This window comes from Pseudomonas sp. S3E12, from assembly GCF_001702295.1.
Lineage (GTDB): Bacteria > Pseudomonadota > Gammaproteobacteria > Pseudomonadales > Pseudomonadaceae > Aquipseudomonas > Aquipseudomonas marginalis.
This window is the reverse complement of record NZ_MBDT01000009.1, coordinates 89,071-115,093: the sequence shown is the minus strand read 5'-3', so window position 1 is coordinate 115,093 and position 26,023 is coordinate 89,071. Positions and strand designations below refer to the sequence as shown.

Annotated in this window: 25 protein-coding genes and 5 pseudogenes; 14 read left to right on the top strand and 16 right to left on the bottom strand. The window is 54.9% G+C overall.

Annotation, left to right across the window (positions count from 1 at the left end):
• Positions 1-15 precede the first annotated feature (15 nt).
• On the bottom strand, positions 16-1,371 hold the full coding sequence (locus BB029_RS12140) for a heavy metal sensor histidine kinase (RefSeq protein ID WP_065939336.1): 1,356 nt from the start codon (positions 1,369-1,371) through the stop codon (positions 16-18).
• Positions 1,368-2,048, bottom strand: coding sequence for a heavy metal response regulator transcription factor (locus BB029_RS12135; RefSeq protein WP_027604224.1), 681 nt, complete (start codon positions 2,046-2,048; stop codon positions 1,368-1,370). The genes BB029_RS12140 and BB029_RS12135 overlap by 4 nt, the downstream gene beginning before the upstream one ends.
• Positions 2,049-2,205: 157 nt before the next feature.
• Between BB029_RS12135 and BB029_RS12130 the strand changes: the two genes are divergently transcribed.
• Both BB029_RS12130 and queF read left to right on the top strand, forming a co-directional pair.
• A complete protein-coding gene (locus BB029_RS12130) occupies positions 2,206-2,727 on the top strand; it encodes a plastocyanin/azurin family copper-binding protein (protein WP_065939335.1) in 522 nt (173 codons plus the stop codon).
• A gap of 66 nt (positions 2,728-2,793) precedes the next feature.
• Positions 2,794-3,624, top strand: a complete 831-nt coding sequence (gene queF, locus BB029_RS12125) for an NADPH-dependent 7-cyano-7-deazaguanine reductase QueF (RefSeq protein WP_065939334.1) — start codon at positions 2,794-2,796, stop codon at positions 3,622-3,624.
• 64 nt (positions 3,625-3,688) lie between these two features.
• On the opposite strand, the gene BB029_RS12120 is transcribed toward queF, so the two are convergent.
• Both BB029_RS12120 and BB029_RS12115 read right to left on the bottom strand, forming a co-directional pair.
• Entirely contained in the window at positions 3,689-3,955 is a 267-nt protein-coding gene (locus BB029_RS12120) for a DUF4404 family protein (protein WP_065928147.1), read from the bottom strand.
• A 110-nt stretch (positions 3,956-4,065) separates the two neighbouring features.
• Positions 4,066-4,674 (bottom strand): phosphatase, encoded by a 609-nt coding sequence (locus BB029_RS12115; protein ID WP_065939333.1) that lies wholly within the window; start codon positions 4,672-4,674, stop codon positions 4,066-4,068.
• Positions 4,675-4,868: 194 nt separating this feature from the next.
• Between BB029_RS12115 and BB029_RS12110 the strand changes: the two genes are divergently transcribed.
• Complete coding sequence (locus BB029_RS12110; protein ID WP_027604219.1) at positions 4,869-5,558, top strand: VacJ family lipoprotein; 690 nt, start codon at positions 4,869-4,871, stop codon at positions 5,556-5,558.
• Positions 5,559-5,620: 62 nt separating this feature from the next.
• Here the strand turns inward: BB029_RS12110 and BB029_RS12105 are convergent, their stop codons facing one another.
• Positions 5,621-5,917: a PilZ domain-containing protein gene (locus BB029_RS12105; protein ID WP_065939332.1), complete on the bottom strand. Its 297-nt coding sequence runs from the start codon at positions 5,915-5,917 to the stop codon at positions 5,621-5,623.
• A gap of 276 nt (positions 5,918-6,193) precedes the next feature.
• On the opposite strand from BB029_RS12105, the gene rssB reads away from it, so the two are divergent.
• Both rssB and rssC read left to right on the top strand, forming a co-directional pair.
• Complete coding sequence (gene rssB / locus BB029_RS12100; RefSeq protein ID WP_027604216.1) at positions 6,194-7,375, top strand: two-component system response regulator RssB; 1,182 nt, start codon at positions 6,194-6,196, stop codon at positions 7,373-7,375.
• Positions 7,375-7,857: an anti-sigma factor antagonist RssC gene (gene rssC, locus BB029_RS12095; protein WP_003172602.1), complete on the top strand. Its 483-nt coding sequence runs from the start codon at positions 7,375-7,377 to the stop codon at positions 7,855-7,857. The genes rssB and rssC overlap by 1 nt, the downstream gene beginning before the upstream one ends.
• 87 nt (positions 7,858-7,944) lie before the next feature.
• On the opposite strand, the gene tal is transcribed toward rssC, so the two are convergent.
• Both tal and dusA read right to left on the bottom strand, forming a co-directional pair.
• Positions 7,945-8,871 (bottom strand): transaldolase, encoded by a 927-nt coding sequence (gene tal, locus BB029_RS12090; RefSeq protein WP_027604215.1) that lies wholly within the window; start codon positions 8,869-8,871, stop codon positions 7,945-7,947.
• 226 nt (positions 8,872-9,097) lie between these two features.
• The gene (dusA, locus tag BB029_RS12085) at positions 9,098-10,108 is read right to left on the bottom strand and encodes a tRNA dihydrouridine(20/20a) synthase DusA (RefSeq protein WP_065939331.1); all 1,011 of its coding nucleotides are present in this window, start codon (positions 10,106-10,108) and stop codon (positions 9,098-9,100) included.
• Positions 10,109-10,213: 105 nt separating this feature from the next.
• Between dusA and BB029_RS33700 the strand changes: the two are divergent.
• Positions 10,214-10,405: pseudogene (locus BB029_RS33700) on the top strand (site-specific integrase); the annotation flags it as partial.
• 31 nt (positions 10,406-10,436) lie between these two features.
• On the opposite strand, the pseudogene BB029_RS12080 reads toward BB029_RS33700, so the two are convergent.
• Positions 10,437-11,225, bottom strand: a pseudogene (locus tag BB029_RS12080) (GPO family capsid scaffolding protein); the annotation flags it as partial.
• 25 nt (positions 11,226-11,250) lie between these two features.
• Between BB029_RS12080 and BB029_RS12075 the strand changes: the two are divergent.
• From BB029_RS12075 to BB029_RS12065, 3 genes and pseudogenes are all read left to right on the top strand, one after another.
• Positions 11,251-12,096, top strand: a pseudogene (locus BB029_RS12075) (terminase large subunit domain-containing protein); the annotation flags it as partial.
• Positions 12,096-13,145: a phage portal protein gene (locus BB029_RS12070; protein ID WP_065939330.1), complete on the top strand. Its 1,050-nt coding sequence runs from the start codon at positions 12,096-12,098 to the stop codon at positions 13,143-13,145. The pseudogene BB029_RS12075 and the gene BB029_RS12070, both read left to right, overlap by 1 nt.
• A 157-nt stretch (positions 13,146-13,302) precedes the next feature.
• Entirely contained in the window at positions 13,303-14,097 is a 795-nt protein-coding gene (locus tag BB029_RS12065; protein ID WP_065939329.1) for a DNA adenine methylase, read from the top strand.
• 194 nt (positions 14,098-14,291) lie between these two features.
• Here BB029_RS12065 and BB029_RS12060 read toward each other — a convergent pair whose 3' ends face one another.
• From BB029_RS12060 to BB029_RS32810, 6 genes are all read right to left on the bottom strand, one after another.
• Positions 14,292-15,056: a hypothetical protein gene (locus tag BB029_RS12060; RefSeq protein WP_141696523.1), complete on the bottom strand. Its 765-nt coding sequence runs from the start codon at positions 15,054-15,056 to the stop codon at positions 14,292-14,294.
• A gap of 1,347 nt (positions 15,057-16,403) precedes the next feature.
• The gene (locus tag BB029_RS12050) at positions 16,404-16,694 is read right to left on the bottom strand and encodes a hypothetical protein (protein WP_065939326.1); all 291 of its coding nucleotides are present in this window, start codon (positions 16,692-16,694) and stop codon (positions 16,404-16,406) included.
• Positions 16,695-16,814: 120 nt separating this feature from the next.
• Complete coding sequence (locus BB029_RS32820; protein WP_141696522.1) at positions 16,815-17,204, bottom strand: hypothetical protein; 390 nt, start codon at positions 17,202-17,204, stop codon at positions 16,815-16,817.
• A gap of 4 nt (positions 17,205-17,208) precedes the next feature.
• Positions 17,209-18,111: an endonuclease/exonuclease/phosphatase family protein gene (locus BB029_RS32815; protein ID WP_141696521.1), complete on the bottom strand. Its 903-nt coding sequence runs from the start codon at positions 18,109-18,111 to the stop codon at positions 17,209-17,211.
• A 579-nt stretch (positions 18,112-18,690) separates the two neighbouring features.
• Entirely contained in the window at positions 18,691-19,482 is a 792-nt protein-coding gene (locus BB029_RS12045; RefSeq protein ID WP_065939325.1) for a hypothetical protein, read from the bottom strand.
• Complete coding sequence (locus tag BB029_RS32810; RefSeq protein ID WP_141696520.1) at positions 19,379-19,723, bottom strand: hypothetical protein; 345 nt, start codon at positions 19,721-19,723, stop codon at positions 19,379-19,381. Before BB029_RS32810 ends, BB029_RS12045 begins: the two co-directional genes overlap by 104 nt.
• 604 nt (positions 19,724-20,327) lie before the next feature.
• Here BB029_RS32810 and BB029_RS12040 point away from each other — a divergent pair.
• A complete protein-coding gene (locus BB029_RS12040; protein ID WP_065939324.1) occupies positions 20,328-21,350 on the top strand; it encodes a hypothetical protein in 1,023 nt (340 codons plus the stop codon).
• A 478-nt stretch (positions 21,351-21,828) separates the two neighbouring features.
• On the opposite strand, the pseudogene BB029_RS31985 reads toward BB029_RS12040, so the two are convergent.
• Both BB029_RS31985 and BB029_RS12035 read right to left on the bottom strand, forming a co-directional pair.
• A pseudogene (locus BB029_RS31985) lies at positions 21,829-22,112 on the bottom strand (type II toxin-antitoxin system RelE/ParE family toxin).
• Complete coding sequence (locus tag BB029_RS12035; RefSeq protein ID WP_065939323.1) at positions 22,102-22,332, bottom strand: hypothetical protein; 231 nt, start codon at positions 22,330-22,332, stop codon at positions 22,102-22,104. The pseudogene BB029_RS31985 and the gene BB029_RS12035 overlap by 11 nt, the downstream one beginning before the upstream one ends.
• Positions 22,333-23,001: 669 nt before the next feature.
• On the opposite strand from BB029_RS12035, the gene BB029_RS12030 reads away from it, so the two are divergent.
• The 4 genes and pseudogenes from BB029_RS12030 (at position 23,002) to BB029_RS31980 (ending at position 25,849) form a co-directional block, all read left to right on the top strand.
• The gene (locus tag BB029_RS12030) at positions 23,002-23,292 is read left to right on the top strand and encodes a DUF6124 family protein (protein WP_065939322.1); all 291 of its coding nucleotides are present in this window, start codon (positions 23,002-23,004) and stop codon (positions 23,290-23,292) included.
• A gap of 331 nt (positions 23,293-23,623) precedes the next feature.
• Positions 23,624-24,133, top strand: a pseudogene (locus BB029_RS34175) (MCP four helix bundle domain-containing protein); the annotation flags it as partial.
• A gap of 72 nt (positions 24,134-24,205) precedes the next feature.
• The gene (locus BB029_RS34170) at positions 24,206-25,264 is read left to right on the top strand and encodes a methyl-accepting chemotaxis protein (protein ID WP_371914615.1); all 1,059 of its coding nucleotides are present in this window, start codon (positions 24,206-24,208) and stop codon (positions 25,262-25,264) included.
• Positions 25,265-25,600: 336 nt separating this feature from the next.
• Positions 25,601-25,849: a CsbD family protein gene (locus BB029_RS31980; RefSeq protein ID WP_082340961.1), complete on the top strand. Its 249-nt coding sequence runs from the start codon at positions 25,601-25,603 to the stop codon at positions 25,847-25,849.
• Positions 25,850-26,023 lie beyond the last annotated feature (174 nt).

Genomic DNA, 26,023 nt, shown 5'->3' with positions numbered 1-26,023 from the left:
CCGGCCCGGCTTGCATCAATTTCCCCTGGGCAACTCAATCACAAACCTTGTCCACCCCGCCGCGGATTCACAAAAAATCCTCCCCCCATGGGCTCGCACAATCGACTGGGTAATCGCCAATCCCAGCCCCGCATGCTCGCTGCTGCCTTCATGGCGCGCCGGGTCGGCTCGGTAGAACCGGTCGAACAACCTCGGCAACACGTGCGCTGGAATACCTTCCCCGCTGTTCTCTACCGTCAGTGTCACGCCCCGTGTGCCTTCAACCATCCGCACGCGCACTTGGCCGCCGGCCGGGGTAAACCTGAGGGCGTTATCCAGCAGGTTCGACAGGGCCCGGCGCAGCATGCCGCGATCGCCGACGGTTTGCGCGCCGCCTTCGCGTACCAGCGAGACCTGTGCGTCTTCTGCCAGCAACGCGAAAAACTCCAGCAATGTCTCCACTTCATCCGCCAGCACCAACGGCTCGCGCTTGGGCACCAGCAAGCCGTGGTCCGCCTTGGCCAGGTACAGCATGTCATTCACCAACTGCGCCATCCATTGCAGCTCTTCCAGGTTGCTGTGCAGCGCTTCGCGGTAATCCTCCAAGGGGCGCGGTTGGGTCAGGATGACCTGGGTCTGGGTCAGCAGGTTCGACAGGGGCGTGCGCAGTTCATGGGCAATGTCGGCGGAGAAGGCCGACAGGCGTTGGAAGGCGTCGTCCAATCGCCCCAGCATGGCATTGAAGGCCTGGGCCAGGTCGGCCAGTTCCGCCGGCATTTGCTGGTGAGGCAGGCGTTGGGTCAAGGAGTGGGCCGACACGCTGGCAGCCACTTCGCCCATGCGCCGCAACGGACGCAAGCCACTGCGTGCAGCCCAGGCGCCCAGCAGCGCGGTGGCCAGGGCCGACAGGCCGACGGTGAGCCAGATCAAATGTTGCATGCGTTGCAGGAAGTGCTGGTGATGGGTGATGTCGAGTATCAGGGTCAGTTGCGGTGAAGCGGGCTGGCCGGGCCTCAAGGGGGCGTTGTACACGCGGTAGTCGGTACCTGCGTTTTGCAGGGTGTGCAGGCCAGGCGCCTCGGGCAGGCTGACGCTTGGCGCATCGTCCAGCCAGCGCTGGCCGGCGGCGGTGATGCGCAATGTCAGGTCAGGCTGGCGATTGAGTTCGGCTCGCAGCTGCGCTTCGCGTTGGGCGAATGAGTCCAGTGATTCGACGCCCTGCAAGGTACTGCGCAGCGCCACCAGCGTGCTGTCGAGTTGCTGTTGGTCCAGCTCAATGAAGTGCGCCTCGCTGGCACGGTTGAACAGCACGCCCGCGAGCAACGAGACCACCGCGGTGCACGCCGCAAACAGCAGGGCCAGGCGGCTGGCCAGGGACAGACGCTGGTTCAATGGCTGCGCTCCTCCAGCACATAACCCATGCCGCGCACGGTATGGATCAGCTTGGTGGGGAAGGGATCGTCGACTTTCAGGCGCAGGCGCCGGATCGCGACTTCGATGATGTTGGTGTCACTGTCGAAATTCATGTCCCACACCTGGGAGGCAATCAGCGACTTGGGCAGGACTTCGCCCTGGCGGCGCAGCAGCAGTTCCAGCAGGGAGAACTCCTTGGCGGTGAGGTCGATGCGCTGGCCGTCCCGTTCGACGCGGCGGCGGAGCAGGTCCAGGCGCAGGTCGGCCAGTTGCAGAGCGGTTTCCTGCGGCGTGCTGCTGCCACGGCGCAACAGGCTGCGTACCCGCGCCAGCAGTTCGGAGAAGGCAAAGGGCTTGACCAGGTAATCGTCGGCACCCAGTTCCAGGCCGTGCACCCGGTCTTCCACGGCATCCCGGGCGGTCAGAAACAGCACCGGGATCTCCAGGCCGGCACTGCGCACCGCTTGCAGGATTTGCCAACCGTCGCGACCGGGCAGCATCACATCCAGGATCAACAGGTCATAATCGCCGGTCAGCGCCAGGTGCTGGCCGCTGGTGCCGTCGGCCACCAGTTCGGTGGTAAAGCCCGCCTCGGCCAGGCCTTGGCGCAGATAGTGGCCGGTTTTCGGTTGGTCTTCGACGATCAGCAATTTCATGGGCGGCTCTTGGCAACAGTTCACGAGGGGCTTTATACCCTGGGTGCCAGGGGAAGGGCGCAACCTGACAAAGTTGTAATCTAGCAGTCAGCTGGCTGGCAGCGGCGCACTCTTAGAGTGCTGTCCAAGCAGGTTGCACACTTTTTGGAGAATCGAGATGGCATTGCGTACACCCCTGTTGTTGGCGAGCTGCCTGTTGGCGTTGAGTTTCAATGTAATGGCGGATGCGGCCCATACCTACGCGTTCGGCCAGCCGGCACCGGCGGATAAGGCCACACGCACCGTGGAAGTGACGCTGCAGGACATTTCCTTTTCGCCCAAGTCCCTGGACGTCAAGGCCGGTGAGACGGTGCGCTTTGTACTGGTCAACAAAGGCCAGTTGCTGCATGAATTCAACCTCGGTGACGCGGCGATGCACGCCGAACACCAGAAGGAAATGCTGCAGATGCAGGCCAGCGGCATGCTCACCTCCACGGGGATGGGCAAGATGGATCACAGTGCGATGGGCCATGGTGATATGGGCGGCATGAAACACGACGATCCCAACAGCGTGCTGGTGGAACCCGGCAAGACCGCTGAGCTGACCTGGACGTTCACCAAGGCCACCGGCCTGGAGTTCGCCTGCAACCTCCCCGGGCATTACCAGGCGGGCATGGTCGGCAAGCTGACCGTTGAGTAAGGCGTTTCTTAAGGGCGGGGGCAAAGGCTGGTAGACTGGCGCGGTTTATTTAGCCAGGTTTCCGCCATGCATCCCGCAGCCGAACATTCGCCGCTGGGCAAGTCCAGTGAATACATCTCCACCTACACCCCTTCGTTGCTGTTCCCGATTCCACGCGCCGCCAAGTGGGCCGAGCTGGGCCTGAGCGCCGGGACCTTGCCTTACAAGGGCGTGGACTTCTGGAACTGCTTCGAGTTGTCCTGGCTGCTGCCGTCGGGCAAGCCGGTGGTGGCCATCGGTGAGTTCAGCATCCCCGCCGACTCGCCGAACATCATCGAGTCCAAGTCGTTCAAGCTGTACCTCAACTCGCTGAACCAGACCGCGTTCACCGATACACCCAGCCTGGAAGCGACCCTGCGCACCGACCTCAGCGCTGCCGCCGGCAAGCCTGTTACCGTGCGTATCCGCAGCTTGGCCGACATTGAGGCCGAAGGCGTGATGGCGTTGCCGGGCACGTGCATTGACGAACTGGATATCAGTGTCAGCAACTACGAACACCCGCGCCCGGAGCTGCTGCGTTGCGATGACTCGCGCATTGTCGCGGAGAGCGTGCACAGCCACCTGCTCAAGTCCAACTGCCCGGTGACCAGCCAGCCCGACTGGGGCAGCGTAGTGGTTGAGTATCGCGGTTCGGCGTTGGATCACGGGAGTTTGCTGGAATACCTGGTGAGCTTTCGCCAGCACTCGGATTTCCATGAACAGTGCGTGGAGCGCATTTTCCTCGACCTGCAGCGTTTGCTGAAGCCGGAGAAGTTGACGGTGTATGCGCGCTATGTGCGGCGCGGCGGGTTGGATATCAACCCTTACCGCAGTACTGAGGATGTGGCGTTCCAGAACGTGCGCCTGGCCCGTCAGTAAGCAAAGGTGGGAGGGGGGCAAGCCCTCTCCTACCTTTTGGTTCTGCGCCTGGCTTGGGCTCGGGTCAGATCCCCATGTTACCCAAGGTGATCATGATATTGCGCAGTGTCCCGGAAATTACCGGGTGCTCAGCGTCGAACTCTATGGCAGCTTGGCTCACATCGTCGGAAATACTCGGCGTTTGAGTGGCCGGTTCAAGTTCAAGTTGCAATTCAAACTTGGCAATCAAGGCCTGCAGCGCTTCACGTTTTTCTTCCGACAGCGGCGGTTCCTGTTCCAGCTGCCCGCGCAGGATTTCGACCTGTTCTTCCAGTTTTTTGCGATCAGGCATGACGGTCTTCCTTTTATCGATAGGCACTGGCATAGACCACGGCACGCAGTGAAAGGTCTACGGATTGACCTGTAGATTAATCCACGGGCGCCGACTGTGCATGATCTCGATCAGGGCTTCTCGCCTTTGAGCTGGCGCAGGCTGATGTCGGCCAGGCAGGTGCCGAGTTCACCGAGGTGATCGATCACCGAGTGGACCCCCAGGCCATAGAGCTCAACGGTGGCTTTGCCGCGCTTGTGCTCGCGTTCCTTGTCGCTCAGCGCCTGCCACTGCTCAGGCGCCAGGCCGCACAGCGAACCACAGGAGGCCAGGCCAATGGTCCACAAACCGGCATTCAGGCCCGATTGCAACAGGCGCGGTTCGCCACTGACCAGTACGCAACCTTCCAGGCGTTCAATGTTGAGTTCCATCAAGGCTTGCCAGCAGGCATGAGGGGCGGGCCAGCGGATGGAGGAGGGGGGGGCTGCCTTGAGCCAGCCGGGCAGTACGGCGGCCAGTGGTGTGGTTACCGAAGGCGGCAGTTCATCCAGCCAGGCACAGGGGACGCCTTGTTCCTTGAGGCTGCGCAGGATTTTCAGGGCGCCGGGTGTGGCTTGGGAGTCCGGGGAGGGGGAATCGGTGCGTGCCCGGGAACCAAAGTCCACCAGGCAACCACTCAGGCCAAACAGAACAGCAGTCAAGGCGGGCGCGTTGGCGATGGCTATCTCGGCGTGAGGCATGTCGACATCCCTGAAATAGCTGTGACGCTATCGGGGCAGGATGACAAGCAGATGACAGGCGGCTAATTGTAGGAAAATTGTCCATTTGTGTTAGGACGATTCCTAGCAGCTGCCTAATTGGACACTTCCGTCATATACTGACGGCCTTATTCAGGGCATAGCGCCCATGACAGACCATTCAAGGAGCAAAAGCTATGCGCTGGAGCCACTACTTCGCTCAGCTATCGGTGTGTGCCACTGTCCTGCTGGCGCCTTTCGCTGCACAGGCTGCATCGGAAGATGATCCATGGGAAAGCGTCAACCGCCCGATCTTCACCTTTAACGACACCGTTGATACCTATGCCCTCAAGCCATTGGCCCAAGGCTATCAGTGGATCACCCCGCAATTTGTCGAAGATGGTATCCATAACTTCTTCCGCAATATCGGTGATGTCGGCAACCTGGCCAACAATGTGCTGCAGCTCAAGCCCCACAATGCCGGGGTCGACACTGCGCGCTTGCTGGTTAACACCACTTTCGGCGTGCTGGGCTTTATCGACGTCGGCACCAAAATGGGGCTGCAACGCAGTGATGAAGACTTCGGCCAGACCCTCGGTTACTGGGGCGTGGGCAGCGGTCCCTACGTGATGATCCCGCTGTTGGGCCCGAGCACCTTGCGTGATGCACCGTCCAAATACGTGGACAGCTACACCCAACCGTACCGCTATATGAACGATATCGGCTGGCGCAACAGCACCATGGGCCTGAACATCGTTGACACCCGTGCCAGCCTGCTCGATAGCGAGAAACTGATCACCGGCGACAAGTACACCTTCATCCGCAATGCCTACCTGCAGAACCGCGAGTTCAAGGTCAAGGATGGCAAGGTCGTCGACGACTTTTAAGCTGTGATGTTTTGAAATGAAAAAAAGGCGACCCTGGCGGTCGCCTTTTTTGTGCGCGGGTTTCAGCGCATTTTCAGGATCCTAAGCCCGAGTTGTTGCTCGTCGCCCGTGGTTTTGGTCCAGACCACTTTCGTGTCAGCCTCCAGGCCCTTAAGCGCCGGGTGGTCTGAATCAATGCGTACGGTGAGCAGGTCTCCCACGGCAAACTGGCGCGGTGCCTGCACCTGCATCCCGGAGCTGGAAAGGTCCACGCAAACCCCGGCAAACTCCTGGCCTTCGTGGAGCAAAGATACTTCGGCATCCACCCGCATGCGGATGAAATCGCGTTTTTCGGCGTAGTCGCGCTCGTGTTCGCCCATCGGTTCCATCCTTACTTTGTGTTGTGGTCTTGGCTGTTCTTATAACTCCCGGTGATTTGCGATGTAAAGACGCCCGGCGACCATCGGCATGAGCTTGAAACCCCTGGCGGATGGGAGTACCGTCTGCGCCTTAGAAGGGCACCTCTGCTTTACAGTTGTGCATGGGGAAAATCCCATTGCGTTGTAGTACAGAGAGGCTAGAAAGCGAATCCAGTACGTGAGCCCGGCCATTGCCGAGCCACCTACGCCAACCTAATTCTGGCGCCGTTTGCCCACATGCAAAAAACCAGTGCCACGCTGCTGATAATCGATGACGACGAAGTAGTGCGCGCGAGCCTCGCGGCCTATTTGGAAGACAGTGGCTTCAGCGTCCTGCAGGCCAGTAATGGCCAACAGGGTCTCCAGGTATTCGAGCGCGACCAGCCCGACCTCGTGATCTGCGACCTGCGCATGCCCCAGATGGGCGGCCTGGAGCTGATTCGCCAGGTGACCGAGCTTGCCCCGCAGACGCCGGTGATTGTCGTGTCCGGTGCCGGCGTCATGAACGATGCCGTGGAAGCGTTGCGTCTGGGCGCTGCCGACTACCTGATCAAGCCCCTCGAAGACCTGGCGGTACTGGAGCACTCTGTGCGTCGCGCCTTGGATCGTGCGCGCCTGCTGGTCGAGAACCAGCGCTACCGCGAAAAGCTCGAAACCGCCAACCGCGAACTCGAAGCCAGCCTTAACCTGCTTCAGGAAGACCAGAACGCCGGTCGCCAGGTGCAGATGAACATGCTGCCGGTCAGCCCCTGGACCATCGATGAATTCCAGTTTGCTCACCAGATCATCCCGTCGTTGTACCTGTCGGGCGATTTTGTCGATTATTTCCGCGTAGACGAGCGGCGTGTCGCGTTCTACCTGGCCGATGTCTCCGGCCATGGTGCTTCCTCTGCTTTTGTCACCGTGTTGTTGAAGTTCATGACCACACGGCTGTTGTTCGAATCCAAGCGTAATGGCACCTTGCCGGAGTTTACTCCCTCCGAGGTGCTGGGCCACATCAACCGAGGCCTGATCAGCTGCAAGCTGGGCAAGCACGTGACGATGGTGGGCGGCGTGATTGATGAAGAAACCGGTCTTTTGACCTACAGCATCGGCGGTCACCTGCCGATGCCTGTTTTATACACTCCCGACAGTGTGCGTTATCTGGAAGGGCGTGGTCTGCCCGTAGGCTTGTTCAATGAAGCTACTTACGAAGACCACATCCTGGAGCTGCCGCCGACGTTCAGCCTGACGCTGATGTCCGATGGCATCCTGGATCTTCTTCCAGAGCCTACACTCAAAGAGAAAGAAGCCGCCTTGCCCCAGAAGGTCAAGTCGGCGGGCGGCAGCCTGGATGGCCTGCGGCAGGTTTTTGGATTGGCCACGCTAGGGGAGATGCCGGATGATATCGCCCTATTGGTGTTGAGCAGGAATCTTTGATGAGTACCGGAAGAATCCAATTCGCCGAGCAAGACGGGACCTTCGTCCTGAAGTTTGTCGGTGAAGTGCGCCTGACCTTGTGTTCGGCGCTGGATGCGACGATTGAGCGGATTTTCACGGCGTTGAATTTCTCGGCGATCGTGATCGATCTGACCGAAACCCGCAGCATCGATAGCACCACCCTTGGGCTGTTGGCCAAGTTGTCCATTCTGTCCCGGCAGAAGGTCGGCCTGTTGCCGACCGTCGTCACTACCCACGAAGACATCACCCGTCTGTTGCAGTCCATGGGCTTCGACCAGGTGTTCAACATCGTTGATCGCCCGATCCCTTGCCCGGAATGCCTCACCGACCTGCCGTCCCAGGATCAGTCCGAGGAAGTGGTGCGGGTCAAGGTGCTGGAAGCGCACAAGATCCTGATGGGCCTGAACGAGTCCAACCGCGAAGCTTTCCACGACCTCGTCAACGCCCTCGAGCGTCACTGATCCCAGGATCGCCTGCACGTAGGGGACAACAGAGCAAAAAAAGGGCGGTACCCTCACAGGTACCGCCCTTTTTGCCGCCTCCGCCGTTTACAGCTTGGCGGACAACAGTGCCTCAAGCTTCTCCTGGTCCCGGGCAAACTGACGAATCCCCTCCGCCAGCTTCTCAGTCGCCATCGCATCCTCGTTGGACTCCCAACGGAACTGCGCTTCAGTCAGATGCACCCGCGCTTCCCCGGCGTGCCCTGGCGACAACTTGCGTTCCAGCTTGCCGTCATCCGCCGCCAGTTTCTCCAGCAGGTCCGGGCTGATGGTCAGGCGATCACAGCCGGCCAGCTCTTCAATCTGGCTCAGGTTACGGAAACTCGCACCCATCACCACGGTCTTGTAGCCATTAGCCTTGTAGTAGTTGTAGATGCGCGTCACAGACTGCACGCCCGGATCATCAGCGCCGGTGTAGTCGTTGCCATTGGCTTTCTTGTACCAGTCGTAGATACGGCCTACGAACGGTGAAATCAGGAACACGCCGGCCTCTGCACACGCTACCGCCTGGGCAAACGAGAACAGCAGGGTAAGGTTGGTCTGGATGCCTTCTTTTTCCAGCTTCTCCGCCGCGCGGATACCTTCCCAGGTGGATGCGATCTTGATCAGTACGCGGTCACGGCTAACCCCGGCTTTGTCGTACAGGTCGATCAGACGGTGCGCACGCTTGAGTACGGCGTCAGTGTCGAACGACAGGCGGGCATCCACCTCGGTGGAGATGCGTCCTGGCACGACCTTAAGGATCTCCTGGCCCACGGCCACCGCGAAACGGTCGCTGGCCAAGCCGACATCACCGTTGCAGTCCTGCACGCACTCATCCAGCAGCTTGGCATAGCCCGGGATCGACGCGGCCTTGAGCAGCAGGGAAGGGTTGGTAGTGGCGTCTTGGGGCTTGAGCTTGGCGAGGGTGGAAAAATCGCCGGTATCGGCTACGACAGTAGTGAATTGCTTGAGTTGTTCCAACTTGGAAGTCATGGGCGTGCTCTGTCCTATGGGTCTGATGACATTACCCGAGCGCTGGCAGGCGCTCAAGGGCGCAAATGCGTTCGATCGTTTGCGAGGGCAACAACCTGAAAACAGCCGTTTGAATGCCCGGCCGTACTGATCAATAGGAGGCCAGAACGGCCGACAGGTTCAACCCGACTGCCCGATGACACTAGGATAGCGCTTCATGCCAACTGACCCCCTGCACGCTATCCAATCAACGCCCTTCCAACAAAGCCCCAGCCTGATCCAACAATGCCAGCGGATCCGCAGCCTTATGAATATCCACCGACAACAACTGCCTGAATCTGCGTGCCCCAGGGAAACCGGTGCCCAACCCCAGCACATGCCGCGTAATGTGATGCATCGTCCCGCCAGTCGCCAAATGCTCAGCAATATAAGGCCGCAGTTGCGCCAACGCCTCAGCCCGACTGATCACCGGCGCTTCACTGCCAAACAACTGCTGATCCACCTCCGCCAGCAGGTATGGATTGTGATAAGCCTCCCGGCCCAGCATCACCCCATCAAACGTCTGCAAATGCTCATGGCACTGCTCCAGCGTCTTGATGCCGCCGTTGAGAATAATCTCCAACTCCGGGAAATCCTGCTTCAACTGCGCCGCCACGTCATAACGCAACGGCGGAATGTCGCGGTTCTCCTTAGGCGATAACCCCTCCAGAATCGCAATCCGCGCATGCACGGTAAAACTGGTGCAGCCGGCATCCTTCACCGTTCCGACGAAATCACACAGCTCGGCGTAGCTATCCCGACCATTGATCCCGATACGGTGCTTCACCGTCACCGGAATCGACACCGCATCACGCATCGCCTTCACACAATCGGCCACCAGGGCCGGGTGAGCCATCAGGATCGCGCCGATCATGTTGTTCTGCACCCGGTCGCTGGGGCAGCCGACGTTCAGGTTCACTTCGTCGTAACCGGCAGCCTCGGCCATACGGGCACAGACGGCCAGGTCAGCGGGGACACTGCCGCCGAGCTGGAGCGCCAGAGGGTGCTCGGCTTCGTTATGGCGCAGGAAGCGGTCGTGGTCGCCGTGGAGGATTGCGCCAGTAGTGACCATCTCGGTGTAGAGCAGGGCGTGCTTGGAGAGCAGGCGCAGGAAGAACCGGCAGTGGCGGTCGGTCCAATCCATCATGGGTGCAACGCTAAAGCGCCGAGACAGTGCGGGGCTTGATTCTGCTGGGCTAAAGCTCTGTTTATCTAGCATTTTACTCAACGTGTTCTTGACGAGTTTTAGGGCGTTTTCAGGCGTTTTTTTGGAGGCTCGGTGGTACGAGGTACCACCTCAAAACTGACGCGTACCACTTTTGAAATGGCGACTATCAGGGCAAGAAAACTGGCGGATGGGACTGTGAGCTACACGGCTCAAATCCGCATCAAACGCGACGGAGTGCAAGTCTACCAAGAGAGCCAGACCTTCGCCCGGAAACAGGCCGCCCAGGCGTGGACGCGCAAGCGTGAATCGGAGCTGGACCAGCCTGGTGCGATCGAGCGGGCCAGTCGGAAGCGCTTTGTGTTCTGCGGGTTTCGCGCCATTACCCTGGGGCTCGCAAACGAACCGATGCCGCTTTCGGTTGGACGCAGTCAGGGCCTCGGTAAGGCCTGGCACTACGGCGGCGCATTGCTCGTACCGGTGGGCGCTGGGTTTGGGAGTGGTCTTGGGTTTTACCGAGGGTGGTTTTCAGCTCGACCAGGTCTTTGCTGAGCTGCTCAAGCTTGGTGTTCAGTTCGCCGGAGAATTTCTTCTCGGCAGCCAGTTGATCGGGCAGATCCTTGACGTGATCGGCAATCGCTTCGACGGCCTAGCCGATTTGGGCGAATTCGGCGTCGTCCTTCGCCTGTTTGCCGCCGAGCAGCGCCTGCACCTTGCTGAAGAGCTGGGCGCCGAGACTGGGTTTGTCCTCGATTTCCTCAAACTGCAACTCGGTTTCCACTGCCTCGGTGAACATCGATGTCGCGGAGTAATGACGGTCTTTGAATGGGCTGGATTCTGGCTTCTGCGCCGAGAAAGACAGTACATCGGTGCCCAGGCTGGCCGGGGAGTCGGTCACCGCAAGGCCAACGATGTATGCCTCGCCGGTATCCGAGAAGCTGTCGTCGATTTCGATCGAGGTGTAAATCTTCTGCTTGGCCTTGTTCATGGCGATCAGATCGGGCGTCGGCTCGACCTGGGCGAACAGGGCCAGCTTCTTCTGGCCGTTGATTTCAACTTCTTCGGTCTTGACAGCGAGCACGTCACCGTAGGCCTTGAAAGGGCTGTCGGGCAGCAGGCTACGGAAGTGCTCCAGCCAGATGTGAGCACCATAGGTGGCTGGATTGAAGTTCGGGTATGGCGATGCACAAGAAGTGGCGCAAAACCTACTTCTCGACGTATCCCACGGGGCGCTCCAGCAGGGTAGGTTCTGCGAAGACCGGTTGTGGCGACAGATCGTCACTATCCTCGACGCGGAGCAGGGCGGTTGCGACCTCTTCGACATTGAAGAGCTGCGGCGGGAGTACAGCCCGGAAGCGTTCGCCAACCTGCTCATGTGCGAATTCGTCGACGACGGCGCGAGCATTTTCCCGCTGACGGTGTTGCAGCCCTGCATGGTCGACAGCTGGGTCGAGTGGGCCGAGGACTACAAGCCGTTTGCGATGCGGCCGTTCGGCGACCGCCAGGTGTGGGTCGGGTATGACCCGGCGGAAACCGGCGATTGCTCGGGCCTGGTGGTGGTCGCACCGCCTTTGGTACCAGGGGGCAAGTTCCGGGTACTGGAGCGTCACCAATTCCGAGGCATGGACTTCGCGGCGCAAGCGAGCGTGATCAAAGCCGTCTGCGACCGCTACTGGGTGACGTACATCGGCATTGACGTCACCGGTCTCGGCAGCGGCGTGGCGCAGCTGGTGCGCCAATTCTTCCCCAATGTCACCACATTCAGCTATTCGCCTGAGGTCAAGACCCGCCTGGTACTGAAGGCCTACGACGTGATCCACCGGGGCCGGCTGGAGTTCGACGCCGGCTGGACCGACATGGCCCAGTCGTTGATGGCGATCCGCAAGACCATCACCGCAGGCGGACGCCAATTCACCTACACCGCCGGCCGCAACGACAACACCGGCCACGCCGACCTGGCGTGGGCGCTCTTTCACGCATTGCACAACGAACCGCTGGAGGGGCAGACCACTGCCAATACCGGGCGGATGGAGATTTTTTGATGTCGAACCGTCGCAGAAATACCAAGCAAGTGGTCCAGGCTTCCACGGTTGCAACGCAGGAGTTCATTCCGCGCAGTGAGAGCAAGATGGAGGCGTTCAGCTTCGGCGATCCGGCGCCAGTGTTGAGTGGCCGGGAGGTGTTTGATTATCTGGAGTGCTGGTTTAACGGGCGCTGGTATGAGCCCCCGCTGTCGCTGGACGGTCTGGCACGGTCTGTGGGTTCCAGTGTGCACCTTCACTCGGGGCTGATGTTCAAGCGCAATTTGCTGAGCAAAACCTTCATTCCACACCGGCTGCTATCGCGGGCAGCGTTCGAACAGTTCGCCCTGGACTTCCTGTGTCTGGGTAACGGCTATCTGGAAGGACGGCGCTCGATACTCGGCCCGGTGCGCGAGCTGGTACCGCCGTTGGCGAAGTACATGCGCTCGGGCAAGGACGGCCGGCAGTTCATGGTCCAGGGCTGGAAGGAAGAGCATGAATTCGAACCGGGCACCGTTTTTCATCTGCGGGAAGCGGATCTGCACCAGGAGGTGTATGGCCTGCCCGAGTGGATCAGCGCCTTGCAGTCGGCGTTGTTGAATGAATCGGCCACGCTGTTTCGCCGTAAGTATTACGAGAACGGCAGTCATGCCGGCTTCATCCTCTACATGACCGATGCCGCGCAGAACGAAGCGGACGTCGATTCACTGCGCAAGGCGCTCAAGGACTCCAAGGGGCCGGGCAACTTCCGCAACCTGTTCGTGTACTCGCCGAACGGTAAAAAGGACGGTCTGCAGATCATCCCTGTCAGCGAAGTGACGGCCAAGGACGAATTCAATTCGATCAAAAACCAGACCCGCGACGACGTGCTGGCCAGCTTGCGCATTCCGCCGCAGTTGATGGGGATCGTGCCGCAGAACGCGGGTGGGTTTGGGTCGATCAGGGAAGCCGCGCAGATCTATGCGGCCAACGAGCTGGAGCCTATTCAGGCGCGCATGACGCAAGTGAATGAATGGCTCGGGGAGGAGGTCGTGCGCTTCAAACCCTACGAAATTCCCGTGGGGGCCTAAAACCCCCTGCGCAGCAAACGAGGCGACGAACCGGTGCGTCAACACCGGTTCGACGCTGAAACACTCGAACCAGCCGAGTGCTCCAACCAAGGCCTCGCCCCACTGCGCAGGGGGTGCGAAGCCTAAGCGAATCCAATTGTCGAAACAAGGATCACTTATGAGCACACCGATAATCCCGTGGATGGGCGGCAAGCGTCGCCTGGCAGATCGTCTTATTCCGCTGTTTCCACCCCATGAATGCTACGTCGAGTTTTTTGCCGGCGGTGCCGCGCTTTACTTCATGCGGCCCCAGGCCGCGCCGGTTGAGGTTCTCAATGACATCAACGGCGACCTGGTGACGCTGTACCGCGTGGTGCAGAACCACCTGGAGGAGTTCGTGCGCCAGTTCAAGTGGGCGCTCAGCTCTCGTCAGGTGTTCGAATGGCAGAAGATGACCAGGCCCGAAACGCTCACCGACATCCAGCGGGCTGCGCGGTTTTTCTACCTACAGCACCATGCGTTTGCGGGGAAGGTCAGCGGGCAGACGTTCGGTACAGCCACCACCGGCCCTGCCATCAACCTGCTGCGGATTGAGGAAAACCTGTCTGCCGCCTGGCAACGGCTGTCGGGTACCTACGTCGAGAACCTGGGCTGGCTGGAATGTGCGGAGCGGTACGACCGGCCGCATACCTTCCACTACATGGATCCGCCTTACTGGCAGACCGCAGGCTATGGCGTGGACTTTCCTTTTGAAAACTACGAGCGAATGGCCGACTTTATGCGCCGCTGCAAGGGCAAGGTGATGGTCAGTATTAATGACCACCCCGATATTCGGCGTGTGTTTGACGGGTTTCACTTCGAAATGGTGGATATTCGATACAGCACGGCGAATCAGCGGCAGGGGAAAGCCGAGGTCAGCGGGGAGCTGGTGATAATGAATTGGGAGCCGGCTGCATTGGGGGGACTATTCTGAGTTGATAGGCTCGCGTGTCATACTATTGTATGAGCCGCCCTGGAGGCGGCTTTTTTTCTGCGACCGTTAAAGTGGTTTTACACTGAAGAAGTTTTGTGAGAATAGGTGGTGGCTGTATATATTTGCTGCTTTTTAATGTTCTGTATGTGTCGTGAAAGCTGTCGTGTTTTGAGGGTGGACCACATGGTGTGGGGTTATAGGTCGGGTTTGTTTTTGACGTGAAGTTCGGAGGGCTTTAGGAAAACCTGGTTAGGAAATATTCTTTTTGCGATATTCCAGGTTTTTTGATGAAGTTCATGGTTTGAATCTAGATTTTTGCAAAGAAGCGTATAAGTTTGAGTTGCAGAGTTTATTGCGGTGTGGAATATGAGTCTTCCCAGCAGACGCTCAATTTCTTCCAGGGGTAGTTCGCGTCCGTTAATGTTGGTTTTCTCAATGGCTGGCTGAAGTTTCTCTATGTGGAAATTGTTTCTTATCTCCATGCTTATAATTGTTTGCTCGAATCGTTCCTGCTCTATGGTTAGCTCGAGAAGTTGATTGATTTCGTTTATTTCTGTTAAGAAGCTTAAATTTTCGAAGTCAATTCTAGCGTCTTTATACTCGGGGAATTTCATCGCCTGCATTGAGAACGCACGGTCAAGAATTGTTGCGTGTTTCTCAAACTCTTTTTTCATTTGAAACATGGCGTTGTACTGTCTGATCAAGGTAAAAAGACATGCATCTAAACTGCTTTTCCTTTTTTTAAGTTTTGCCTGCTGTTCCTCATGCTTTCTGAATAAATATGCAAAATAAGAACCAAAAAAGGCACCAAGTCCCGCAGAGAAAAATGGCCAGACCTTGTCTGTGACAGGGGTTATTGATTTTTCGATTGCAATGCTTGAAAAATACCAAAGGATTAACGCAGCCAAGCCTGTAAGGACACCCATCCAAATGGGGTCATAACTTCTCAAGTTTTTCATCATCACCCTTGATTGTATTTGAGATTGGTTAGCATTTTCCTTCCTGCCTTATCCGTCGCTATCCTTATACGCCCCCGTAGCAGGTGAGGGCCGGCCCTAGGGGTCAGCGACTGCTTCACTACATATTGTGCCAAGCAGTTTATCCGTCCCGATCTCACAACATCATAGCTCGAAGATCCCCGATATCGGTCAGTGGAGCTTTGAAACTCTTCAATTGAGTTCCAATACGCCTCGTCTGCCATCTCGTTCTTGTCGAATTTCTGAATTGATCGATTAACTCTGCTCTCGCCAAATTTGGCGGCCATCGAGTGGAGGGTTTCACGGTGCGCTTCCGAGTTCTGCATTCGAAAGTCTTAGTCGTCAAAGGTCGAGCCCACAGCTGAAGCTTGAGCGTTTTGGCTTAGTTGAATTTCATGAGAGCGAATCGCGGTACGAAAACTGGACGGTGGTTCTTTATTCGATTCATTTCTGTGACGAGAGCGTGAGGCGACGGGCTGGGGGAGCAACGTGCCACAAAGCTTTTAGCGGGCGCTTTCTCACCTGGCGCGCGCCGTCGTCCCCCCACCTCGCCTGCGGGCTAAATGGGTCGTTTTTTCTGCGCCCCTGCGGACCACTCTCGGCGGCTCCGGCTGGGCGTTTGGTTGGCGTTTTGGGAGGGGGGGAAACCTGCGGAACCCTGCGAGGGTAGGGGATTGCTGAAGGGGGTTGGTGATGCTTGTAGGTGTTTTCAGGAAAGGTGTCGGAAAAGAGTAATTAGGAAATATGGTGGTAGGCAAACGCCTGGAAGCCCCGAATTCATTGGGGTTCGTGAATTACTTGAGTAAGTTATTTTTAGTAATTCATGGAGTGATATTTTATTAACGTGCTGATTTTAAAGGGTTTTGTCTTATTTTGATATTACCTTTGATAGAAGTAATTATATAATCTATTTATTACTTAGATATTACCTTTCTGATTCACCCTCAAAGCCTTAGAAATCAAGAGTTATAGCCGATTCAGTAGCTGAAATTTCTTCTCTTACCTTTTTCCGATGTCGAACCCAAAAAAACGCAACCGCTATACACGCGGCGCCTGCGCGCGCTTCTTTATGTACTCGTAATGATCATGCGCGGACGCTCTATCGCACATCGCTGTCACCGCTAAGATGTGCTTGCCAGTGGTGTCGGGATTGGATCGACAAGAGCCTTGAGCAAGAACGTCAGCTTGGTGATAGGTACGGCCCGATAGAAGTGATGATTTAAGGGGGGAAGTGGTACACAGTTTCAGATTCGTTCACAGCTCCACACGAAATCCGCGCGCCCCTTAACCAGGCGCGCAGTGCTTCTTTGTGAATTCCGTTGTGAATGATTAACCGTGCCTACTGATTCGATCGGTAAAGTCGCTGACCTGCGTGGGCGTTAGGTAATTCAACTTACCGAATGTCGCTAGGTGCTGGATCATTGCTTCCTGACTGCCGGGTTCACGGGCGCCCATGCGCCGGCAGGTCTTGTCCAGGATCAACGCGGCCAGCTCCGTGTTTTCGACCCTCGTGGCATCGAAGACCTGTGCGATGGCGATGGCCAGTTCGCCCAGGTCCGGGTCCTCCCGCTGAAGCTCCTTTAGCGCATTCATCTGCCGCGCGGTGATGGGTCGCGACACGTCTCTCTAGGCCGGCGGGCGTAATTCCACGACCTATCCGAGCCTCGGAAATAGTGGTCGGTGTCACCCGTTGATGTTGCATAGCCAGTTTGAGATGCAGTGAGAAATTTCCGTTTAAAACTAACCCACCATAAGCCTATAAAATATATTTGAGACAGTGGTTGTTTGAACTATATCAGCAAATGCTGACTCTATCTCACTAACTCCCATGCACACATAATTGGAAGTGTCAGAATCAACAATAACTGGATACCCCTGATCTCGATCTGAAACAACCGTAGCGATCTTTTCAGCAGCGTTTGGATTAGAAGCAGAAACAGCGTAGACAAAGTAAACTAAGTTTCCAAGTATGGCTTCTCTATGATGGTTTACCTGGTCAAAAACCAGCTTTACATAATTATCTGTTCCCTTAAAAACCATCTCTGAGATATGCGAAAGTTTTTCGTCAATTTCACGCTTATTCCTTCCCACCTTCTTAGCGGTTTCCAATCCTGCGGCAAGTGCACTCATGAAGTCAGTCATAATATCTAGTCACCCTTCCATAAATAGGTAAATGATCAAAATTCTTGAAGAAAATATTTCCTAAGTACTCATCATCATGATAGCTGTATACAGTGGTCAACTCTTCATCAAGATGCCAAGGCGTATGCCCCATAAACGCAGAGGAGACAATTATCTGGTCAAAAGTAAACCATTTTGTCACATGCGAACTACCTTTATAGTAATAAGTCCCATGACAAGGAGAAAGCTTTCCATTGCGACTGTAGGGTTGGACTCCACCTAAGCTGCGCCAGAATGGGTTGTAAAGAATAAACGGCTTATCAATAACTACTCGTCTATCCCTAGTAGCGACCAGCTTGTCGTATATGGATTTATCGAAAGGCTCATCATTATAATCACCCATCAATATAATCTTTGCATCAAAGCCTTCTTCTTTAAAAACGGTGTTTATATCAGCTCTTAAAGCGTAACCAAGCTCATCACGACCAAGATCTGGACGAGATAGTCTACTAGGCCAATGAGATATGTAAAAAAAAATTCGTTCCTCACTGCCTGCAACTCTGAACTCCAATCTAGCCGCAACTCTTAAGTTTCCTGAGTAGTGAGGGTGGACAATGTTCTTGCTACTAATAAGCTCCAACTTGTCTGCGCGATAAAATACCGCAATGTCGAAAATTATTCGGCCTTCCTTCCCAGTTATACTTACAGAGGCAAAACCTGCTCTTAAGAAAGATTGGCCTAGTGCTAGCACAAATGAATTTGAAACCTCTCCAAATGCTATCAAGTCAAGTTCCAATAGCTCTTTTAGATGGCAAAACAGGAACCATGGGCGAAGGGTAGTGGAAGCTCCAGGCTCTTTCGCAGATGCAACTGGCGGCTTCAAGCCGACATTCCACCAAGCGAACGTTATATTCATTGAGACTTCCCTAAAGTGTTATCAGTCCGTGCTGCAGCGACATACTGTACTACACACCTTCTGATGAGAAATCAATTTTTGTGTTCCGTAAGGCCTGCGCGCCCTCGAATATCACGTTTGGATCCATGAAAGCCACTCGCGGGCGATCGCTTTTGACCGATTGCCGCCTGCCAAAGCGCCCCCCTAGAACTGCCGTAGTTGCATAATCGCGTCTGTAATCGCTTTGGCATTTGCATCCAAGGTTTCCATCGCCGCGACAGCGTTATCTGTAACACTCTCTACGCCATTCGCTGATGGTACATAAATGGTACGAGATAAAGATGAATTGACTGTAGGTCTTTGTTTTAAAGGCTCTTTGGTTCAGTAGCTCCAATCCATCAGTGATACATAAATTGATTCGGCACGAGACTGGCGGCAAACCATATCGGACGGATGACTGCCGTCAATGTCTCTGGGGTGTTCTACGCTTAGTTAAAGATATTAAATCTAGTGCGAAAACCAGCTGCTTATTCAGTTGGTTTGTGTCGGTCAGGCGCAGAGCTTTCCAAAATAGAGAAAAAATCAGCGCCTATGTTTGAATCAAACAGATGTACTGTTTTTAGAGTTGCTCGGCTTTGTAGATACTTCTAGCTTTTTAATCAGCTCCATAAGAATTTCATGGGTGTTGATGGGGTACGGATCACCACCAGCTTTGGAGAAGTCCTTCCCGCTGAAGATCCTTGAAGCAATGGCAGCTTTAATCTTGTGTCGCTCATCCTCGGGGAGGGAAGCAAGGAACGGCGAAACGGCTTTCATGTCGAGTGAGGTTTGCTGGTGCTGATACTGCTGTTCCCTATGTTTAGCAGACTCTCTCGCAAGGTACGCGGCTGGTATCGAAAGTAAAAATACCAAACTGACGCGACTCAGGAATCTTGGCCATTCAAACTCGCTAGAAATGGTTGCTGCGACTGCGCTGCCCAGAACCACCACAATGAGTGCCATACACGCTAGAGCACCATATCTCAGCCAATCTGCCATCACCTTCTCATCGGCAGCGCTTTTTTCATAGTCGCCCGCAATTGCTCGACCTGAAACATGACCAAGAATATCGTTGATTTCCGATTTAGAACTTTCTATGCCTTCTACACCTTCAGCATATAAAGCTATGACTTTGTTGATCTCATTCTGCGCTTCTTGCTCTAGAAACTGGATTCTTTTTTCGAGCGCGACGATACGTATTTCGTTCTCGTTTAGTAGTTTCTTTATTCGGTCGTCATGAGGAATGTGTTCAGTTGGTGCAAATCTGTTTCTGATAAATTTGTTTAGAGTTTCGCAGTCTAAATCTAGAAGCTTTCCAGCTTTCCAGCTTTCCAGCTTTCTTGATTCGATCATTCGGGATTTCCTGAGCTTTTTCAGCCAGCTCTTGCCCCAAAATACTAGTCAATTTGGCATTCTTAAGTGCCTCGTCTGTGTCGCCAATATCTATATTTCTCTCAAAGCTCAAAAGGTTGTTTTTTATTGCGGAAAAGAGGTGTTTTAAATCGTCGGCTTCAAATTCTTCACCGAACAACGACTTCAGGCTTTGAAAAGACTGGCTGACTGTTTTGACTTGTATTTCTATGTCTTCGAACATGACTGCTCACTGGTTAATGGAGTAGGAAGGTCGGCAGCCTTTTGGGGTGGCCAGAAGCTACTATATTAATGAGTTTCTTGCTAGAAGGGGCGCGCCTATCCTTGCGGTCTTATGAAAAAAACAGGCACGAACTTCGCGAGAGTGGCCCAATCAATCAGCACATCAGCTCACGCATTGGCATGCTCGGCCTTGTTGCAGCCAGCTAGCAAGGGGGAGCGCTTCGATGTGCAAGAAAGGTAGGTGTTGGTACGAAAATGGTACAGGTATGCGGATGCGGTGCTGCAATGCCAGTTCTAGAAGGTCTGTAGCCTTAGGTGTTCAAATCCATCATTTAGGGGCCCCGGAGCACAATGCTGGAGCGGAGGTATTGGGGGCGGAGGGGCATTGATGTGCTAGATCGGCGGCTTATCCATACTCGGGTGAGGGGCTACTGGAGGTTGTGTATTCGAAATTTCATGGTCGATCCAAGCCTTAAGGAGGGAATACCAGCCTATTTCTAGTGAGAAGGGTCGACAACTTAGGGCCTTAAGCTACATTCGTCACAGCAGCTGTCCACTTTTGCAGAGTGAGGTGGCTACCTGCTCAACCAAAACGGAGTATCGCTATGGATCCGGGAACCGTTATAGCCATCGTTTCAGCCGCTGCGGAGGCGTTTGATAAGGTCAAAAAACTCTTCGGGAGTAAACCAAAAATAGGTGATCCGATCGCGGAATTGAAGCCATATTTGAACGCTATTGTCCAAGGCATGGAGACATTGAGGCAGCAGAATATTGAGATTTACGAAAAGCTTTCAAAATTACCCCTTATTATTGAAGGAATTGTAGCGGATCAACTTGACGCTAAGGCGCTGGATAAAGCCTATCAAGATCTTGAATTACTGCGAACGCTTTTTGATCAGTTGGGTGAAGAAACAAAGTTTGATGTAGTGTCGTCAGAAGGTTTTCTGCGGTTGATGGAGAACCTCAACCATATTTTTCGAAATGATCCCCGCGTCGGCTCCTTGGGGCCGTTGCTCATGTACATGGACTTTGTTGACCTTGCAACAAAGCAACAACCAGACATTAGGACGGCGCTGAAAATTATTATCAAAGCAAGAGAGGATCGTTTGGGAGCTCTCAAAGATATATTCATAGATCAGTACAAGCCTTCATTCATCAATATCCAAGCCATGTTGCAAACGCAATTTTTTGCCAGCTCTAACATTGAAACGTTGGGGTCAATACATGAGTTGAAATGGGTCGTCGCGGCTGACCGAACTATTGTGGAGACATACTACGTCAGTCACAGAGAAGAAGTGGTGCAGGAGGATTGCTGTCGAACACGATACGTGACCGTCACTGAGACGCGTCAGAGAGATGTACCAGACCAAGCATTCGCCTCAGCAAGGGCAGTTGCGGTTGGTAACCTAGAGAAGCTTTTGCCGGCAATTTCCATTACCGAAGATGCAATTGGAGCCGTGCAATCTGATCTGGCCCAGTTGCGCTGGTATAGCAACCAAATGTTGGCTAGCGACAAAGCGTTGGGCCACCCAGCCTCATTCTTATTTGACCCGAGCGATGAGGAGAAGCTCGACAAAGGAATGCTTCTGCCTTTTATGCCTCGCGCGGGAAATTGCTACTCGCACTAGGTGTTCTATCCATTTTTTTGCGTATGTCCTAGCCCTTGGTCGTAAAAGTTTTCCAACAGAGAGGGCATCACAAAAATTATCGCCAACGCCAAAAAAGCTCAACCACTCCCCACGGCTGCTCTGAATGCTGGCGTGGGGACTGGCAAAACACTTGGTATGGTGAACGGCTCATATCGAAAGAAATCAAGCATAACGGTGGCAATTCTAGGGATTGCTAGTCAACGAAAAAGAGGCAAAGCATCGGTGCGTAAGAGTAGCGTTGGTACGGAAGTGGTACAGGTGGGTGGCAGAGGTGTTGTAGTGCACATTCTGTGAGACCTGTAGGATTAGGCGTTCCAATCCATCATCGGGGCGACGGAAAAGCGGCGGGATAGAGGAGCGGTTTGTAGGGGCATTGGGGATCTGAATCAACGTGGCGAATGGTGGGCAGTTTATCAGGGATGGATCCAGGGTGTGGGAGAGGCTTGTTTTGTGCCATTCACCACTTCGAGCGCGGACGTTGCCGTGTGTGGAATATGCCGAGGATTTGCAGACGATCTCCGCGAACCCGATACGGGATCAGGTAGGACCAGTTGGGTACTGCCCATTCACGGGTGTGTTTGACCCGGCCTTCACGACCCATGGTAGGGAACAGAGCCAGTTTGTCGATGCTGGCGAAAATGGCATCGGAGAAGTCATCAGCGGCCTTTGGGTTTTAAGGGCAATGTAATTGGCTTCGTCTTCAAGATTTTTGAGTGCTTTTTCAAGCCACTCAACCCGCATTCCTACTCCAGCGCCTAGCGTGCATGGCTGACACTTGGTCATCAGTGGCGAATTTGTCTTGGTCGGCTTCTTTTACTGCCAGCTCGATTTGAGCGGTCAGCGTTTTTTCGTGTTCGATGTAGTCGCGAAGAACGTCCATAACCAGGTAGCTCGCCGTTTGGCCGTTGGTTTTGGCCAGGTCGGCTAGGTCTTCCGGCGGGTTTAGGGATATTCCAGTCATGGCGGCCTCGATGTGGAAGGTTGATCGTAGAGTGCGGGCTTGAATCGTCAGGTCGTCGGCGTAGCTGATTTGGGCTATTTGTTGACTCAGTCTGTAAAAGCCTTCGGTCTACTCGCCGATCTGGCAGGGGGTAATGGAAATTGAACATAAATAAGTCCGTCCCCTTAGTGGTCGGAGACCTATTACCAGGTGCGCGGCTGGAAGGATGAACACGAATTCGCCCCTGGATCGATCTGCCACCTGCGCGAAGCCGTTATCAAGAAGCCGTTATCAATCAGTAGATCTAGGGCACTGCGCTGAAGAACTCCAAAGTGCCTGGCAACTTCCCAAATAGCTGGGTCAGACCACGATACCCTTCTCTCAGTCCACTATGCTTTCCGGGAAATTTCCCACACTTTTCTCGGCTTGCCCCTCAGACCTCCCCTAGCTAACCTCCTCAAGCCGCTGCCAACCCAGCGGCCGGATGTGGAAGTCCGTACCAAGCTAAGACGCAATCGCCCATAAACCGCTACCGGCGTTTTTTTACGCCTGTATTATGTGTTTCGGCGGCTGTGCGCGGGGCACTTCGGTGCGCCGGGTCCTTAGCCCTGGTCTTCCACACCTGCGTACAGCTGCCACCCTCATGTGGAAGTGAGTTTGGCAGTTCCTGAATAGTTAAGGAGCTTCGCCATGTACAAAGTCACACCTAACCCGCCTCATGCTTCAAACGCTGCACCAGTCGAACAATCCACTGCCAATGTCTTCCTCGTCAGCCCCAACGTCGACACCGAAACCCTACTAGCCAACGCCGCCGAAAACCTCGCATCCGCCAATCAAATGACGGCAACCCTGGCGTTCGACCTCGACGAATCCCAGCGCTCCATCGCTTTGGGCATTCAGCAACTGATCGAGTTGAGCTCTCTGCTTGTCGACCGAGCTCAAGAGCAATTCGACGCGACGTCCAGCACGGCCACAGCCTGACACCCAACCCTGCCGCCTTACCCCAAGAAGGCGGCAACCTGACCCCCCTTTTGGCTCAGCAGTTAGCAGGCTTACTGCGTCGGCAGCGCTCAGAGCAATAACGAACCTACTGCCATAGCCGCGCAAAAACGCTCTAGGTAAATCGCGAGGCCCACTGCAGAACATACGCATCATAATGATAGCTATAGGCTATCATGGCGGTGCGTATTGCTAACTGGATGACCTTTCTGCGTCGACGTATCGTCAAGGCATCAAGCGTAATGGGCTGTTAGTACCGTTCGCGTCTTCCAAATCAACAAAGGCCTGTACAGGTCATATTTTCGAGCTAGCCATGAAGAAAACGCTGTCGTTGGCCACACGCATAGGGCTTAGTTTCGCAGCCATCCTGGCGCTGCTCATGTTGATAACCGCCATCGGCATTCACCGTGTTGCGTTCATTGACTCCACCTTGGAAGACGTCAGCGAAAATGCCGCCAAGGTGCAGCGCTATGCAATCAATTTTCGAGGCAGTGTCCATAACCGAGCCATCGCTATTCGGGATGCTGTGCTGGTGACGACTGATACGGATTTGGCAAAACACTTATCGGAGGTCACAGCCTTGGAAAAGGCCTACTCCGACTCGGCGGCTCCAATGGATCAGTTGTTCAAGGGCGCAAGCGTAACAGGCGAGGAGGTTCGATTACTGAGCGCTATCAAGGACATCGAACAACAAACCCTTAACTCCACCAGGGCGGTAATCTCCCTGCGCCAAGCGGGTGACATACCTGGAGCTCAGGCGCTGCTGATGCGTCAAACGTCTTTGGATTACAGTGAGTGGCTGAAACGCGTCAATGCACTGATCGACTACGAGGAAGCATCAATCAAGGCAAAGCTGGGCGCAGTGCAGGCAACCGCCAGTCAGTTCAGTACGCTGATGCTTATCGCGACAGGTATTGCTTTGCTGCTGAGCATCACGTTGTCGGCTGTAATTATTCGCTTCGTTAAATCCACGCTGGGTGCTGAGCCCACAGACGTTGCATTGGCCATCGAGCGACTGGCAGCTGGTGATCTGAATCAGACGATTTCCACAGATTATCCCGGCAGTGTGATGGGCGTCCTGAAAGACGCGCTAGGCCATCTCGGAGAGACTATTCAGCAAGTACGTAAGGCGGCCCAAGAGGTCAATCACTCCTCCACCCAGTTGTCTGCCGCATCATCGGCTAACAATGAGCAGACCAGCTTACAAACCCGCGAAGCCGAGCAGGTGGCCGCAGCCATAATGCAAATGGCCGCGACGGTTAATGAAGTATCTGGATATGCCGCGCAGGCAGCTGACGCCTCCCGGTTGGCTGATACTGAAGTGGGAAGTGGGAACAAGCTGGTTGCAAGTACCACGCTTGCCATTGAACAGTTGGCAGTAACGCTTGAGCAAACCACTGCTACCGTGAACCAGGTGTCCAAACACAGTGAAAATATCGCGTCAGTGATCGACGTCATCAACGCTATCGCCTCGCAAACCAATTTGCTTGCCTTGAACGCTGCTATTGAGGCAGCGAGAGCTGGGGAGCACGGGCGTGGGTTTGCGGTGGTAGCTGACGAAGTACGTTCTTTGGCCAATCGTACACAGCAGTCGACCGAGGAAATTCGGGAGATGATCAGTACGCTGCAATCGGGTACCGAAACGGCATCCCAAACTATGCGCGATAGTTGCGAGCTAGCGAGCCAAACGGTCACACAAACCCGCAGTGCGCAGCATGCATTGGCAAGGATCAGCGAGCAGGTTGCCGCAATCAGTCATATGAACGCTCAGATCGCGAGCGCCTCCGTGCAGCAGAGTAGCGTGACCGATGAGGTCGCTGAAAATATCAACCGCATTCATGGTTCGACTGTTGAATCTGCCAACGGCGCGCGCCAAGTGGCGGCAGCTAGCATCGAGCTATCAGGTTTGGCGGATCGTCTTACCGCTAAAGTGGCGTTCTTCTCTGCGGCTTAGTGGATTCAGGACAGCTTTTCACTGCTGCGCTGACGTCTATGCGCGACTGCTGGGCTACTCAGAAGTTTAACTGGCGACGCAGGATTCTCGGTCGAAGTAAGACAGAACATGCCAACTTATCTTAATGGGGCTGCTACATGGAGTCTTGCTGAGGGCGTCTGCATGCCGTCAGCGGAGGCTGTTTCCTTGACGTTTTCGAGTGAATGATAGCTGGCTACCTGTGAGCCTCATCCACTTTGAACTAATCATTACCAGCGTCCCCCTAATGCCGTGAAGGTTGCCTCAAGCCCAGGTTTATTCTGGGTTACTCAATCACACACGAAGGTTTGGTGAATCATGAAGAGCGAACAGGTAGAAGGTGTTGTTGAAAAGGTCGCCGGCAAAGCGCAGAGTGCAGTTGGGAAACTGTTTGGTGATTCGAAGCTGGAAGCTGAAGGTGCTGGTCGGCAAGCAGCTGGACAGCTGACACAAACCTATGGCGACGCATTGGACAGCGTATCTACATTCGTTAAAGAAAAACCAGTTGCGGCAATCGCGATTGGTGCAGTTGCCCTGTTGGTTCTAGACCGTCTTTTTCGTCGCTGAGTGAGGAAGAAGGGACGTTCCGACAGGGGCGTTCCCTTTTGCGTTTATTCACCCCCGCCCCCTAGATTTTTCCATCAGTGGGCTTCTGGGGCGCGGGCAGGTATGCACGACTCAATTCCATCCGCGCACCGCGTCTGAATTACTACGGGGCTATTGGGCCACTTAGCTCGTGGA